13 protein-coding genes and 1 pseudogene are annotated in these 14221 nt (G+C 43.2%); 3 read left to right on the top strand and 11 right to left on the bottom strand.

What is annotated here, in order from left to right; translation table 11 throughout:
• Positions 1 to 35 precede the first annotated feature (35 nt).
• The 8 genes and pseudogenes from BTO30_RS10465 to BTO30_RS10425 form a co-directional block, all read right to left on the bottom strand.
• On the bottom strand, positions 36 to 548 hold the full coding sequence (locus BTO30_RS10465; RefSeq protein WP_075398675.1) for a histidine kinase dimerization/phospho-acceptor domain-containing protein: 513 nt from the start codon (positions 546 to 548) through the stop codon (positions 36 to 38).
• A gap of 135 nt (positions 549 to 683) precedes the next feature.
• Complete coding sequence (locus BTO30_RS10460) at positions 684 to 2405, bottom strand: EAL domain-containing protein (protein WP_075398674.1); 1722 nt, start codon at positions 2403 to 2405, stop codon at positions 684 to 686.
• Between the two features lie 41 nt (positions 2406 to 2446).
• Positions 2447 to 3184 (bottom strand): LytR/AlgR family response regulator transcription factor, encoded by a 738-nt coding sequence (locus tag BTO30_RS10455; RefSeq protein ID WP_075398673.1) that lies wholly within the window; start codon positions 3182 to 3184, stop codon positions 2447 to 2449.
• Positions 3185 to 3639: 455 nt separating this feature from the next.
• Positions 3640 to 4485, bottom strand: coding sequence for a VOC family protein (locus BTO30_RS10450; protein ID WP_075398672.1), 846 nt, complete (start codon positions 4483 to 4485; stop codon positions 3640 to 3642).
• A 760-nt stretch (positions 4486 to 5245) separates the two neighbouring features.
• Positions 5246 to 6213 (bottom strand): annotated as a pseudogene (locus BTO30_RS10440) (sugar phosphate isomerase/epimerase family protein).
• A gap of 15 nt (positions 6214 to 6228) precedes the next feature.
• Positions 6229 to 7269: a Gfo/Idh/MocA family protein gene (locus BTO30_RS10435; RefSeq protein WP_075398670.1), complete on the bottom strand. Its 1041-nt coding sequence runs from the start codon at positions 7267 to 7269 to the stop codon at positions 6229 to 6231.
• 15 nt (positions 7270 to 7284) lie between these two features.
• A complete protein-coding gene (locus BTO30_RS10430) occupies positions 7285 to 8310 on the bottom strand; it encodes a Gfo/Idh/MocA family protein (protein ID WP_075398669.1) in 1026 nt (341 codons plus the stop codon).
• A gap of 3 nt (positions 8311 to 8313) precedes the next feature.
• Entirely contained in the window at positions 8314 to 9033 is a 720-nt protein-coding gene (locus tag BTO30_RS10425) for a ThuA domain-containing protein (RefSeq protein ID WP_075398668.1), read from the bottom strand.
• Positions 9034 to 9463: 430 nt separating this feature from the next.
• Between BTO30_RS10425 and BTO30_RS10415 the strand changes: the two genes are divergently transcribed.
• The gene (locus BTO30_RS10415; protein ID WP_083632372.1) at positions 9464 to 9874 is read left to right on the top strand and encodes a VOC family protein; all 411 of its coding nucleotides are present in this window, start codon (positions 9464 to 9466) and stop codon (positions 9872 to 9874) included.
• Between the two features lie 174 nt (positions 9875 to 10048).
• Here BTO30_RS10415 and BTO30_RS10410 read toward each other — a convergent pair whose 3' ends face one another.
• A complete protein-coding gene (locus BTO30_RS10410; protein ID WP_075398665.1) occupies positions 10049 to 11221 on the bottom strand; it encodes an FtsW/RodA/SpoVE family cell cycle protein in 1173 nt (390 codons plus the stop codon).
• Between the two features lie 156 nt (positions 11222 to 11377).
• Between BTO30_RS10410 and BTO30_RS10405 the strand changes: the two genes are divergently transcribed.
• Positions 11378 to 11698, top strand: a complete 321-nt coding sequence (locus BTO30_RS10405) for a thioredoxin family protein (RefSeq protein ID WP_075398664.1) — start codon at positions 11378 to 11380, stop codon at positions 11696 to 11698.
• A 69-nt stretch (positions 11699 to 11767) separates the two neighbouring features.
• Here BTO30_RS10405 and BTO30_RS10400 read toward each other — a convergent pair whose 3' ends face one another.
• A complete protein-coding gene (locus BTO30_RS10400; RefSeq protein ID WP_075398663.1) occupies positions 11768 to 12682 on the bottom strand; it encodes a CobW family GTP-binding protein in 915 nt (304 codons plus the stop codon).
• A 306-nt stretch (positions 12683 to 12988) separates the two neighbouring features.
• Positions 12989 to 13306: a winged helix-turn-helix transcriptional regulator gene (locus BTO30_RS10395; RefSeq protein ID WP_075398662.1), complete on the bottom strand. Its 318-nt coding sequence runs from the start codon at positions 13304 to 13306 to the stop codon at positions 12989 to 12991.
• A gap of 164 nt (positions 13307 to 13470) precedes the next feature.
• On the opposite strand from BTO30_RS10395, the gene BTO30_RS10390 reads away from it, so the two are divergent.
• Positions 13471 to 14085 (top strand): nitroreductase family protein, encoded by a 615-nt coding sequence (locus BTO30_RS10390; protein WP_075398661.1) that lies wholly within the window; start codon positions 13471 to 13473, stop codon positions 14083 to 14085.
• The last annotated feature ends 136 nt before the right edge of the window (positions 14086 to 14221 follow it).

The raw sequence follows: 14221 nt of genomic DNA, 5'->3' as shown, positions 1-14221 counted from the left end.
GTCTCATTCGCATTTTTCGTAAGATTAAACAGACATTATTCCATTTTTGATTTTTCCCCAATAATCCAGCAGCTTGACAGATGTAATTGAACCTCCACATCATGCTCGTTTATTAACGGATGCATCTTCTCGATGACTTGCTGAATGACATTTGCGGCGTCCAAATGCTCCATTCTTTCCACGTAAGGGTTTGCAAAAACCTGATAGTCTTGAATAATTTTTTCTGATCGATCCAATTCCGCTAAAGCTTGTGTTAAAAAGTCTTTCTGCTTCTCTTCCGGCCAATCCCCTTCACTCAACAATTGTATTAACCCTCTCGAAATCGTGATCGGCTGTCTGACTTCATGCCTGAAAGCAGCTGCTAAATGATATAGCGCTTCCACCTTTATTCGTTTTTCACGAATCAGGATCGACGCGGTTCCTAATTCGATTAAATATAAGGAGGCAGCCACCAATAGCGTTTGAAAAAAAAGAGGGAATAACGTGACAGACGGAGATAAAACGAAAAGAAAGATGGAAAATGCAGCGGATAAGCAAGTACTATACATAATCCTTTTCTTTATCTTCCAATGAGGAAAGCGCCTGTATAAAAAAGATAAAGAAAAATCTGTGCGAAGAGCATCACTATGGCTAGCTTTGCGGCAAAAAAAGTGAGAATAAAACTGTTAAACATGACAAACATGCTAATACCCAATTTCATTTACAGGCTTCGGTATTCCTAAATAATAACCTTGTCCCCAACCGCAGCCGTGATCTTTTAAAAACTGTAATTGTTCCTCTGTTTCAATTCCTTCCGCAATAGCTAAGATCTCTAATGAATGAGCCAAACTGATAACAGCCTTGGCAATTTTTTGATTGACATCATTATCTAAATTCAATGTGAAACTCCGATCAAGCTTTAGACAGTCAATCGGAAATTGACTTAAGTACGATAGAGAAGAATATCCTTTTCCAAAATCATCAACGACGATATGGATCCCCATTCTCTTCAATGCTTTAATCACCGTTAACGCATACTCAACATCATTGATCAGCATACCTTCCGTTAATTCTAACTTTAAGAAAGCAGGGTCATATCCGGTTTCCTCAAGAATGAGACGAATTTGCTCTGCTAATTGTGTATTTTCAAATTGTCTTGGTGAAAGATTGACCGATAAGCAAATCGGAGCAATTCCTTGTTTTTCCCAGACCATTCCTTGTTTACAAACACTTCTCAACACCCATTCCCCTATTTTTTCGATTAATCCGCTCTCTTCGGCAATCGGAATAAATTCGTTCGGTGAAATCACTCCCCATTCCGGATGATTCCATCTAAGCAGCGCTTCCATTCCCACTAACTTATTTTGCTGCAAATCATACTGCGGCTGATAATAGACTTCAAACTCTTCTTTTTTTAATGCTTTTCGCATTGCATTTTCAAGTTTGTAATATCTGGAATCCGAATCGTTAATACCCTGCTGATAAAACTGAACATTGTTTCTTCCTCTTTTTTTCGCCGCATACATAGAAACATCTGCCTGTTTCAGCAAAGTTTCCATGTCTTGTCCATCTTTCGGATAGCAGCTTACCCCAATACTGGCAGAGATCACAAACTCTTCTCCCTCCATCTGGATCTGCTCGGAAGAAAGCGTATGTAAAATACGTTCAGCCAGTTCCTTTATGTCATGGTATTCAGTCGTATATTCAGGTACTAAAATAACAAACTCATCTCCACCCAGCCGGGCCACGATGCTGTTTGAAGGGCTGCTGTTTTTGAAAATAGCCGATGCTCTGTTCAATACATCATCACCCATAGCATGACCGAACGTATCATTTATCCGTTTAAAGTGGTCCAGATCAATATATAAAACGCCCATATTGCTGCTTGCTTCAATATCTTTATAGTGAAAATACTCTTTTATAAAATGACGATTATAGAGCCCTGTCAGAGAATCCCGAATGAGTCTTTTTTCCATTATGATCGTTTGCGAAAGAAGGGACGCCAGCACCTTTATTTGTTTCACTTCCATCACATCAAATTCATACGGCTTTGAATCAAGCGCACATAACGTGCCAAATATTTCTCTATTTTCCGTGTAAACAGGCACGCCGAGGAACCCCCCATTACCGAGCTGCCGGGTAACAGGATGATCCTTCGTTAAAGGATGTTTCTTTAGATCAGGTATCACAAGGGGGCCCGGAGCATTTTCGATGACAAGATGACAAAGCGCATCCTTATAATTCTTATTATCGCCTTCATTAGATAAAACAGCCTGCCGATTATAAGACTTAAAAATATAATTAGTTTGATGATCCGTACCCGAAAAAAAGATCGTGTTTACCTGTATCATTTCACTTAACAATTCTAATACATCTATCGCAATGGAATCTAAATTTTTATAGTAATGTATATCTTGATAGTCCATTTTGCCGGAGCACTTCCTTATTCCAGTATCTTTATCATCTATTATTCGTTTAATTGCTGAATTTTCTCATGAACTTCTTTGATTTTCAGCTTCGAAATATGAGCATGTTTTGAAAATCCCAGAAAATAAGCCAAATATGTTTCGTTTTTCGGTTTAATATAGAAAATATTGTTGAGGTTTATAATATTTGAACGGTGCGACAAATAAAAGGAGTCATCAAGCAGTTCAAACAAATCACTTATTTTTTCGTACGTTTCAAACGTCTTTTCTTTCGTATAAACGAAACATTTTTTTCCTAATTTCTCTATAAACAAAATGTCATTAAACGGTACGTAATACAGAGCGCCATTAAATTTAAGCGGCAGCTTTTTTTTGCCGTGTTTTTGGCAGAATAATTTCTTTTCATTTCGGAGAACTGCCCATTTGGCTTTTTCAAGTGCAGCATAAAACCTCGATTTCTCAAGCGGCTTCACAACGTAATCAACCGCTGAAATATTAAAAGCCTCCACCGCAAAATCACCATATCCCGAGACAAAAAAAAACTTTAAGTCCGGGTGAAATTGCATGCATTTTTTTATCGCGTCAACGCCATTTAATTTAGGCATTTTTATATCGGTAATGACTATATCCGGTTTGTACACCGCAGCTTGTTCAACCAATTCTTCCCCGTTTCTGCAAGTAGACACGACTTCAAATTCAGGGTGTTTAGCTGCCAAATTTTCTAACGTCTTCAATGAATCTTCATGATCATCTGCCAGCAATATTTTAAGCGGAATCACATTCCACAGCTCCTCTCTATATAAAGAACACTTATTTCATTTTACTATGGAAGAGTCTATGGCTATTTATGTAATTTTTAGTACTGAATCAATATTTTTCACGTTTATATGGGATAACATGAACATTTCCTTCAGCTTCATTTATATAGTGTCCTTTCCAAATACAAAAAACATTTTATAAATCGTAAGTCATACACGTTTTTACGTCTATTCTTCATCGTCATTTCACTACCACCATCTGGACATTTAACACTGAAAAAGGGACATTTCATATAATGTTCTAAGGCTGTTCAGATGAAAACAATAGAGGGAAACAAATAATAGTCAAAAATTCGTTTCTCCTTGTCTGCCATACTATAACGAATGGCTCTATTATGGTTTTCGAGCATTTTTAAAGTGAAATGAATTGATCCTTATTTAAATGAAAAGACGACCAAATCAGGTCGTCTTTTTTCCTATACTATGAGTCGAATCCGATTTCCAGACGGATCGGCTGTTTCGTAAACATTATGTTCTTTTTTAACAGAAGCACCCATTTGCTGCAGGTTGCCGACCGCATTTTCCCGTGATACATCATCCGGAAATACAAGTGTAAACCAGTTGAGTCCGACGCTGTTTTCTTTTGGAGCCGGGACACCGGCGCCCTGCCACGTATTCAACGCAATGTGGTGATGATATCCTCCTGTTGACGTAAAAATCGCCTGCGGATAAAGACTGACAACCTTGAAACCAAGTCCCTCAGTATAAAATTCTTCTGCTTTTTGAAGGTCCGATACGTGTAAATGAATATGCCCCATAACTGTTTCAGCCGGCAAGCCGTTCCATTCCGCATCACTTTCCGCCAGCAGACTGTCGCCGTCCAGCGGTTCCGTTGCCATAGCAACTTTATCATTTGACCATGTCCATTCAGATGACGGACGATCACGGTATACCTCGATGCCATTCCCATCCGGATCATTAATATAGAGCGCTTCGCTCACGTAATGATCGGACGCGCCGAACCGGTAACCCGTTTGCAGCAAATGGTGTAAAAAGGCCGATAAATCACTTCGTGCCGGCAGCAGCAACGCAAAATGGTACAGCCCGGATGTGCGTTCTTCTTTCGGCGTGACCCCAGCGGGCTGCTCAATCGTTAACAGCGGTGTTTTTCCATCGATTGTCAGTACGGCCTTTCGTTCTGTCTGCTCCAGCACTTGAAAACCGATAACGCTTTTGTAAAATTCGATCGATCTGTTTAAATCGGTTACGTAAATATTCACTTCTCCGACAAATGTATTTGGTTTCTCATGAAAACGCTCCATGTCATATCCCCTTTTTAAATTACGTTTTTATAGTTAGTTACTTTATGTAACCTATTATAGGTATGAATAATAGGTTATGTCAAGTAACTTATTTTTTCCTCCGCCGCCTAAAAAGCCAAATTGGTCAACCTCTCAATACCCGGCATCTGTTAAACCTCTTTTAGCACATGAAAAAAGCCTGTACCGGCTTCGGTATAGGCTTCTCTCATTCCCTGCTTACGGGACATTGTGGAGAAGATCTGCTTATCATATCCAGCAGTCTCACTCTGCCATTTCAGACAGCCACCGCCAAATATACCGATCGACGAATAACACTTCGTCGTATTCGCAAATCGTTCATCCTGTACAGTCATCCAATATTGAAATGATCACTCATTTCTCTTTTTGTATGTCTGTACTTATCATTTACCCGCTGCTCAAGAAATAAAACCACTTTTTTTCAAAAAATTTAACTATTTTTCCGACGAGATGTTTATAAGCCATTAAGCCGATAAAATCGATAGAGGACAGCCAGCCGAGTGAAAAAAGAACAGGCTGCTTGTTCTTTTGATCGGTTCCCTCCATTAGGAATTGAAAAAGCAGGAAGTGAACCCAGCACCGTGCAAATCGATTCTATCTGATTCTTATTTCAGACGCCGCATCAAAGAAATGCGCTTTATTCATACTGGGATATTCATCGTTTTGCTCACGCTTGTCCGGATTTGCCCATAGTTAAATATAAAGAATGGGCCGCCTCAAGTTGAGGACAGCCTTTATTTCGTTACGCCCACCACATCTCGCCCGCTGACTCACGTATTAAGACGTCGTTTAAACTTTTCACGGCGCGGCCGAAGCCTTCGTCGATCGACATCAGTGCATCTTCATGTTCAATGCTGACGACGTAGTCATAGTTGTATGTACGGAGTGCACTCATCATATCCGACCATTCCTGCAGGCTGTGGCCGCACCCCACACTCCGGAAAGTCCAGGCACGTGACTGCACATTGCCGTACGGCTGCATATCCGTCAGTCCAAACATGTTGACATTATCCTGATCAATGTACGTGTCTTTCGCATGAAAATGATGGATGGCATCGGCTTTACCAAGAATTTTAATGGCCGCGACTGGATCAATGCCCTGCCACCACATATGGCTTGGATCGAGGTTCGCGCCGATCGCTTCACACGTTTCTTCCCGTAATTTCAAGATGGTATACGGGGTATGAACAAGGAAACCACCATGCAGTTCAAGGCCGATCTTCACGTTATGCTGCTGTGCCAGTTCGCCGATCTCTTTCCAATACGGGATAAGTTTGTTTTCCCATTGCCAGGTTAACATATCGCCGTATTCAAGCGGCCATGGAACGACCGGCCAGTTTGGCTGTTTTGCTTCGTCAGAATCGCCTGCTGTACCTGAGAAGGTATTCACAACCGGAACGCCGAGAAGCGATGCCAGTTTAATGGTTTTCCGTAAAACAGAATCGGACTCTTCCGCAATTGCTTTGTCCGGTGTAAGCGGATTTCCGTGGCAGCTGAAAGCGCTGATCATTAACCCCTCGAAGTGACTGCTTCCAAATAGTCTTTGCGTTTCTGTTCGTCCTCCAGCAATTCATCAATCGGACAGTGAGCATTGCCCGGATAGCCGCCTGTGCCGATTTCCACTGCATCAAGCCCGTCTGCTTTTACGTGATCCAGCATGTCTTCAAATGATTTATTTGCAAATAATACAGTAAATACGCCAAGCTTCAATTTGACCCGCTCCTTCTAACGCTTTATTTGAACGCTACTTCCCGTTTTTGCACTTTCATAAATAGATTCTATGATGCTTGAAACAAACATCGACTCATACGGGTTTACCAGCGGTACACTTTCACCCCGGCAGCACTGGACAAAATGCTCCGCCTGCAGCAACTCAAATGACTTTTCTTCCGGTATCCACGTTACATCCGAGTTGAAAAGCATGCCGTGCTCCGATTTGTTTATCCGGAGCGGAAACACCTCAAGTCCGCCTTTTGTCCCGGAAATGCTGATCGCTCCCTCGTCTTCGGGAATGTTCGCCGCCCATGATGTTTCGAGCATCACGACCGCGCCGCTTTCAAGGCGTATAAAAGCCGCCGCATGGTCTTCTACTTCAAATGTGGCCGGGTTAATGGTGCCCCATTCATTGACTTGTTCCTTTTGCATACTCAAATGATTATACGTCGTGCCGCTGACTTCAGTCGGCTTTGAACTGCCGGTAAGCCAAAGCGCCAGATCAAGCAAGTGGCAGCCGTAGTCAATTAATGCACCGCCGCCCTGCAAATCACGGCTAGTAAATACACCCCAGCCCGGCACTTTCCGGCGGCGCATCGCCTTCACCCGAATAACGAGCGGCTCGCCAATTTCTCCGCTGTCCATGATTCGTTTCGCCGCGCGGGCTTCTTTCATAAACCGATAGTGATAGGCAATCGTGAGCATTTTACCGGATTTCTCAGCTGCCGTAATCATGTCTTCACATTCTTTTGTATTCAGCGCCATCGGTTTTTCACACATGACATGAACACCGGCATTTAACGCCTGAATCGCAGCCGGCGCATGAAATTTATTCGGTGTTGTAATAAGCAGTGCATCAATCTTTCCGAGCATATCATCCAGATTTGTGCATACGTGCCCGATGCCGAATTTGTGCGCCACTTCGCGGGCACGATCCTCGTTCACATCCATTACGGCTGTGAACGATGCTTCTTCCACTTGCTGAAATGCCGGAATATGCCGGCCGGTCGCGATTCCTCCGGCTCCTAAAATGCCGATTTTCAATTTGGTCATGTTTTTCACCTCTGGTTAAATACGAACAATTTGTTTTTTCTCACTGGATTCAAGCGCCGCTAAAATGACGGCCAATGATTTTTTCCCTTCTTCGCCGTTCACCGGCGGCTCGCTGTTTTCCAAAATACTGTGAATGAACTGTTCAATCACATGCGTATTCGTCTGCTTTCCTTCTTCATTCGACTGAATCGCACCGAGGCTGTGGCGCTCGTTATTGCCATTTTTATAATGAATGATCAACGAATAGTCCGGGTCATCTTCAAGACGCATCATCCCGTTTTCCGCATAAAAGACTGTGGAGTTGTCTTCTCCTCCGTTGTATGCCCAGCTTGCGGCCAGCGTACCAATGATGCCGCTTTCCGATTTCAAAATGCAGACAGCGCTGTCATCCACGGTGGAGTATTGTTTGGCAGATTCTTCCACAAATGCTGCCGCTTCCACAAATTCTTCATCGATCAAAAAGCGCAGCAAGTCCGTTTTATGAACGCCAAGATCCCCCATCGCGCCGATAAATGCACGCTCTTTATCAAAAAACCAGCTTTTTTCACCGTCCGCACTCCACTTTTCCGGGCCGCCGTGGCCAAAAGCTGTGCGGAAGCTGTAAATTTTGCCGAGCGTGCCGCTTTCAATGATGCTGCGCGCTTTTGCATGTGAGGAAACAAAACGCTGATTGTGGGCGATCATCAGCTTTTTACCATTTGCTTTTGCAGCTGAGATCATCGCATCCGCTTCTTCAGCGGATGTCGCCATCGGTTTTTCGCATAGTACATGCTTTCCCGATTCCAGAGCCGCGATGGAAACCGGCGCATGAAGATAGTTCGGCGTGCACACGCTGACGGCATCGATCTCTGCATCTTTCAGCAGTTCTTTGTAATCAGCGTACGCTTTTGCGTTATGCTGATCCGCAAATCCCTGCGCCCTCTCTTTCACAACATCACAAAACGCGGCGATTTCCACATTTTCATTCATTGCATATTCCGGAATGTGGCGATGCTTGGCAATGCTTCCGCACCCAATAACGCCTACTTTAATGTTTGTCATGCTTCATTCTCCTTTTAACGTTTCAAGTGGTTTTGCATATCCATAAACAGGACGTTTCCGCTTTACAGGCGCTGCCCATTTCACTGCGTTTTGAATCACTTTTTGTACGTTCACGTTATAATAAGTAGGGTGCGTTTCATGCCCCGGCCGAAAATAAAAGATTTTGCCGATTCCGCGCTTATACGTCACGCCGCTTCTAAACACTTCGCCGCCTTCAAACCAGCTCATGAAAATCAATTCATCCGGTGCCGGAATATTAAAGTGCTCCCCGTACATTTCTTCCTGCTCAAGTTCAAAGTATTCACCGATGCCTTCTGCAATAGGATGCGCCGGATCAACGACCCATAGACGTTCTTTTTCTCCCGCTTCACGCCATTTTAAATCACATGATGTGCCCATTAACGTTTTGAAGATTTTTGAAAAATGACCGGAATGGAGCACAATCAGACCCATCCCATCCAGCACGCGCTGCTGCACTTTGGCGGTGATTTCATCGCCTACTTCATCGTGCGCAACATGCCCCCACCAGATTAATACATCTGTGTTATTCAGCACGTCATCTGGCAGCCCGTGTTCTGCTTCATCCAATGTCGCTGTTTTTACATATACACCTTCACTTTTTAAAAAGCCAGCAATCACTTGATGAATCCCATCCGGATATATGTCAGCGGCAACCGGATTTTTCTGTTCATGCCGATATTCATTCCAAACTGTAATATTCATAGCAGCAGCTCCTTCTTTACCGTATTAATATACTGTATTCCCGATCATGAAGGAGATCACTCATCCTTTTTACGCCTGCGGAAAAAATGAAGCATAAAGCACACAAACGGAATATTATTCCATTACTACATAAATTGTTACGCCATTACCCCTCTTGTACAATTATTTTACCGCGCCATCCGGAACACCTTTAATTTTTTGCTTCTGTGCAATGAAATACACGATAATATCCATATTTGAAGTAGTAAGCCCCGCAAAACCAAGATACACAAAGATCCACCCGTAAAAGTTGAGCATTTCTGCTTTTCCGGATTTTACGAAATAATGTGCAAATGACTGCGCAGGATTCACAATGATTTTCTCAGCTAAAATTGACGGAGGAAATAAAGGTCCATTATAGTGAATGTATGTCTTGAGAGGAGTGATTTTGTTGAAAGGTCAAGCAACGCCTTATTTAACATTTGACGGCAATGCCCAAGAAGCCCTTGACTTCTACGCGAAAGCGTTTGGGGCTGAGATTCAAGAAGTAAAAAAATTTGGAGAAGCCGATTTTCCAACGCCTCCCGAAGCAGCAGACCGTATTATGCACGCCCGTTTCAGCAAAGGCGACTTTTTGATTATGGTGTCAGATTCGTTTTTAGGTCAGCCTGTGAATATCGGAAATAACGTCTCACTTGCCGTTACATTTGAAAGTGACGATGAAATTCAAGCTGTCTATGATGTATTGAAAGAAGGCGGCACCACTCATATGGAACTGCAGGATACGTTCTGGAATTCAAAATATGCGAAGGTGCAGGACAAATTCGGCGTCATCTGGAATCTTGATTTTCCAAAAGGATAAAAACAACACGCCGGCTGCGGAATAGGCCGGCGTGTTGTTCACACTCATATTGATTTCGTCACTCTGACAGCATTTTGCACAATCTTCCCCCAACTCCATCAAAACTGCTGCTCAATATCCTCCACTTACTCACAGATTTGCCGCGTAAAACAAAAAACCCGCACAGATGGCGGGTTACGAATGATCGGATGAAAACATATAGTGACGTTCATTAAATGTAATGGAAAAAATGAGCGCAAGTGCGAACATATTTCCCATAAGCGAACTGCCTCCGTAGCTGATAAACGGCAGCGGAATACCTGTAATCGGCAGCAGACCGATCGTCATGCCGATATTTTGAAACGCATGAAAAGTAATCATGGCGATCACACCGGCACACATATACGAATAATACGGAATTTTTGTCGTTAGAGCGAGCTTCGTAATATGGTAAATGAGCACGAAAAATAAGCTGACAACGATGGAAGCGCCGATGAACCCGTATTCTTCGCCGATGATACTGAAAATAAAATCAGTATGACTTTCCGGCAAATACACTTCACGGAAACCGAACCCTTTTCCCATCGTCTGACCGGAACCGATGGCAAGAAGTGACCTCGTTAAATGGAAACCGGTCGAGTTTTCATAGTTGTACGGATCAAGCCATGAATAAATACGCCCGAACTGATACTGCTTTACACCGAGGTATTTTTCCAGAATCGCCGGATGCCAGAGCACCATATAAAAAATGAGTGTAATCAATGCCGCTGCGCTGCCAAAGAGAGGCAATAAAATGCGCCATGTAATGCCGGATACAAAAATCATTCCGAGCAAAATCGAAATGAGAACAAGTGACGTCCCGAGATCAGGCTGCTGCATAATCAGAAGAAGCGGTACAGCTGTTGTCGCACCGAGCTTCACGAGCAGTATAAAATCACTCTGAATCGTTTTAATCGGATTTTTCACATGATGGTTGACCATAATACGCGACAGCGTTAAGATGAGAAACACTTTAAAGAACTCTGATGGCTGAATCTGCCCGATGCCTGGGAATCGATACCAGCTTTTCGCCCCGTTAATAGTCGGCGCAATGGACGACGGCGCAATAATTAAAAAGACCAGCAGGAAAATCCCAATGCCATATAAATACCATGACAAGCTGTGAAATTGATCTGAATCGAAGCGGATAAATAGCGCAATAATTCCAATACCGACTACATACCAGACAATTTGCCGGATGACAAAGTTTGTATTATATTGTCCAGTCGTCTGTGCGCTGTAAATGGCCGCGCAGCTGACCACGAATAACATAAGCAATATTAAAATCAACCCGTAATCAATTCGGCTTGACTGTTGTTGAGAATTCATGTAAATTCCTCTTTCTACTAGAAATAGACCAACTATTATTATAACGTTATTGCGGGGATGTACAACAGTCAAACGGTTCAAAAGCAAAAAACTGCCTAGAATCGACACCGGCATGCTACAATAATCATAATGCATAATAGAAAGGAAGTTTTTCAGATGGAAGCCATTAAAACAAACGAACAATTTGAAGAAATTATTGCAAGCAGCGAACCGGTCATTATTAAATTTTTTGCCGGCTGGTGCCCGGACTGCACGCGTATGGATATGTTTATTGACGACATTATCGCGGACTACGGACAATACAAATGGTTTGAGATCAACCGCGACGATTTCCCGGAGATTGCAGATAAATACAGCGTGATGGGTATTCCAAGCCTATTGTTGTTCCAGGACGGCGAAAAGCTGGCTCATTTGCACAGTGCCAATGCGAAATCACCGGAAGAAGTGCGCGACTACTTACAAAGCCTTCCTGCATAATAGGAACAAGCCGGCCGCCAAATGCGGTCCGGCTCGTTTTCTGTACCGCTTCCACGGTTCTATGCCACGTTAAAAAATTTTCCCGTCCAGACGCTCAAGCCCTTTCAGCAGCTGTTCTGTATCAAGTTCGTCGCCAATCAGCACGACGACTGCGGGCCTTTTCAGCGGATGCGGCTGGAAAAAGGGAACGCCGTACGCGTATTGAAACAATTCCGGACGCTCCCCGGAGTCTTCAAATTTCACAAACCCTTTCATTCGCAAAACCGAATCCGGCAGGCTCCCCACCCACTTTATAAATTCAGCTCGCGGAACATGATTCGTAAATTCATAAGCAAATGTCCGCACATGTAAATGATGATGAACATGGTGCCCGCCTTCTGACCGGCTCCCGCCTCCAAACATAATATCCACGTCCACTTTTCCAAAGACCATTTCCTGCAGGATCACTTTTTCATTTAATGACCAAATTTCTTCTTTTACTTGCGTGAGCGCTTCGCTTGATACCAAGTCTGTTTTTGTCAAAGCGGTCACATCACTCCAGCGCGCTTGATCTTCCATTAATTTGCGGTGGGCAATCGGCAGCCGGTTCCGTTCCATCCAGCGCGCGCAGTCTACAAGGGTGATAATGCCTTTTACATCAAGCTGCATTGCGATGACCGGCGAAGTGCATGCATCAAGCACCTCCATCGGATGGGCCGCGCCGGTCGTTTCAATGTAGATCACATCCGGGCGATGTTCTTTATAAAGTGTCAGTAATTCCACTTCAATTTCATCTTTTATCGTACAGCAAATACACCCGTTCAGCATATCACGCACCGCTGTATCGTCACCGAGCAGCGCAGAATCAACGGACAAAGAACCGGCTTCATTCATTAAAACGGCCGCTTTCCTCCCTGCCTGTTTTTCTTTTTCAAGTAATTGCAGTAAAAGCGTTGTTTTCCCGCTTCCAAGAAAACCGCCGATAATATATAATTCCGTCTTCATTTCAATACAACCTCCAAAATCGAAATAATTACGATTTAAATCTCTTGTTCTTTCTTTATTTTACCGTAAACATCCTGCCATCGGAACAAAATAAAAAGCAGGAGAGACACTCCCGCTTTATTCCGGTTTTATGACCGGTGTTAATTTTTCGGTAATTAAGTTCAGTAAACCTGAAAGATCCGTATCTTGCTGTTCGCCTTGTGTGCACGCTTCCTGTTCCCGGGACATAAGAATTCTCCTTTACTTTTCTATTACATGTCCCATTCCCGCGGGAGTACTTGCTCAAACGAGACGAAAGACTTAATTTTATTGTGCGTGTTCCCCGACTTCCAGCCAATCGTGGGCCCAATGCTCAATTGCACCAATAACAGACTGCAGTGCACGGCCTTTTTCCGTCAATGTATATTCCACCCGAACCGGCACTTCCGCATACACTTTGCGCGTCACAATTCCTTCATCTTCCAGTTCTTTTAATCGTTCAGTCAAAAGTTTTCCGCTGATTGGAAATCCGGCTTTAATTTCGGAAAAACGCTGCGGTCCGTCAAGAAGCTGTTTTACAACGAGGCCTGTCCATCGTTTGCCGAGCAGCTGCATCGCTTTTTCTACTTTTGGACAAAGATTCATCTCCGCTTCACCTCTTTTACTGCTTTTATTATACATGATTTTACCCACAAATGATATCTTTTCACTTTTTTAAATAAAGTTACTTGACTTTATAATGTAATTTTTTTATATTAAGTTACGAAAGGTAACAAAATACAAAAAATCGAAAGAAGGTACATATCGTTATGTCTAACATCTCAACAAAAGCCGATTTCTACACAGCTGTTGAAAACCGCCGTTCTCATTATGTGATTTCAAAAGATTTTGTTGCATCCGATGAAAAAATTCAAGAAATTGTAGAGTTCGCTGTTAAGCATATTCCAACTGCATTCAACTCACAAACAGGCCGCGTTGTGATTCTTCTTGGTGAACAGCACGATAAACTATGGGATTTAACAACAGAGACACTTCGCGCTGTTGTACCGGCTGACAGCTTTGCTTCTACTCAGGAAAAAATGGATTTGTTTAAAGCAGGTTACGGCACTGTGCTGTTCTTTGAAGATCAATCCATCGTCCGCGGCTTGCAGGAGCAATTCGCTTTGTATGCGGACAATTTCCCTGTCTGGTCTGAGCAAGCGTCAGGTATTCTTCAGTTCACTGTATGGACAGCTCTTGAGGCAGAAGGCTTTGGCGCAACACTTCAGCACTACAACCCATTAATCGACGAAAAAGTGGCATCCGAATGGAACGTACCGGGTGATTGGAAACTAATCGCGCAAATGCCGTTTGGCAAACCTGTTGCACCGGCAGGGGACAAAGAATTTTCACCACTTGAAAACCGGGTAAAAGTATATAAATAAGAGGATGAACCCTTGCTCAATAAAAGCAAGGGTTTTTTGTGAGGAGAGCTTTGTTTAAACCGGCATTTACGTCTAAAATGCCGCAGATCTGAAACCGATCTGCGGCATGCTTTTATTTTGTGTTCTTTGAAAACCC

It is taken from the genome of Domibacillus antri (genome assembly GCF_001936625.1).
Taxonomy (GTDB): Bacteria; Bacillota; Bacilli; order Bacillales; family Domibacillaceae; genus Domibacillus; species Domibacillus antri.
This window is presented reverse-complemented; position numbering and strand designations above follow the sequence as displayed.

Coding starts and splice junctions, on each gene's coding strand:
- BTO30_RS10460 (WP_075398674.1), bottom strand. CDS start 2,405: ATGGACTATCAAGATATACATTACTATAAAAATTTAGATTCCATTGCG.
- BTO30_RS10450 (WP_075398672.1), bottom strand. CDS start 4,485: ATGGAGCGTTTTCATGAGAAACCAAATACATTTGTCGGAGAAGTGAAT.
- BTO30_RS10425 (WP_075398668.1), bottom strand. CDS start 9,033: ATGAATATTACAGTTTGGAATGAATATCGGCATGAACAGAAAAATCCG.
- BTO30_RS10400 (WP_075398663.1), bottom strand. CDS start 12,682: ATGAAGACGGAATTATATATTATCGGCGGTTTTCTTGGAAGCGGGAAA.
- BTO30_RS10465 (WP_075398675.1), bottom strand. CDS start 548: ATGTATAGTACTTGCTTATCCGCTGCATTTTCCATCTTTCTTTTCGTT.
- BTO30_RS10435 (WP_075398670.1), bottom strand. CDS start 7,269: ATGACCAAATTGAAAATCGGCATTTTAGGAGCCGGAGGAATCGCGACC.
- BTO30_RS10395 (WP_075398662.1), bottom strand. CDS start 13,306: ATGAATCTTTGTCCAAAAGTAGAAAAAGCGATGCAGCTGCTCGGCAAA.
- BTO30_RS10405 (WP_075398664.1), top strand. CDS start 11,378: ATGGAAGCCATTAAAACAAACGAACAATTTGAAGAAATTATTGCAAGC.
- BTO30_RS10410 (WP_075398665.1), bottom strand. CDS start 11,221: ATGAATTCTCAACAACAGTCAAGCCGAATTGATTACGGGTTGATTTTA.
- BTO30_RS10390 (WP_075398661.1), top strand. CDS start 13,471: ATGTCTAACATCTCAACAAAAGCCGATTTCTACACAGCTGTTGAAAAC.
- BTO30_RS10430 (WP_075398669.1), bottom strand. CDS start 8,310: ATGACAAACATTAAAGTAGGCGTTATTGGGTGCGGAAGCATTGCCAAG.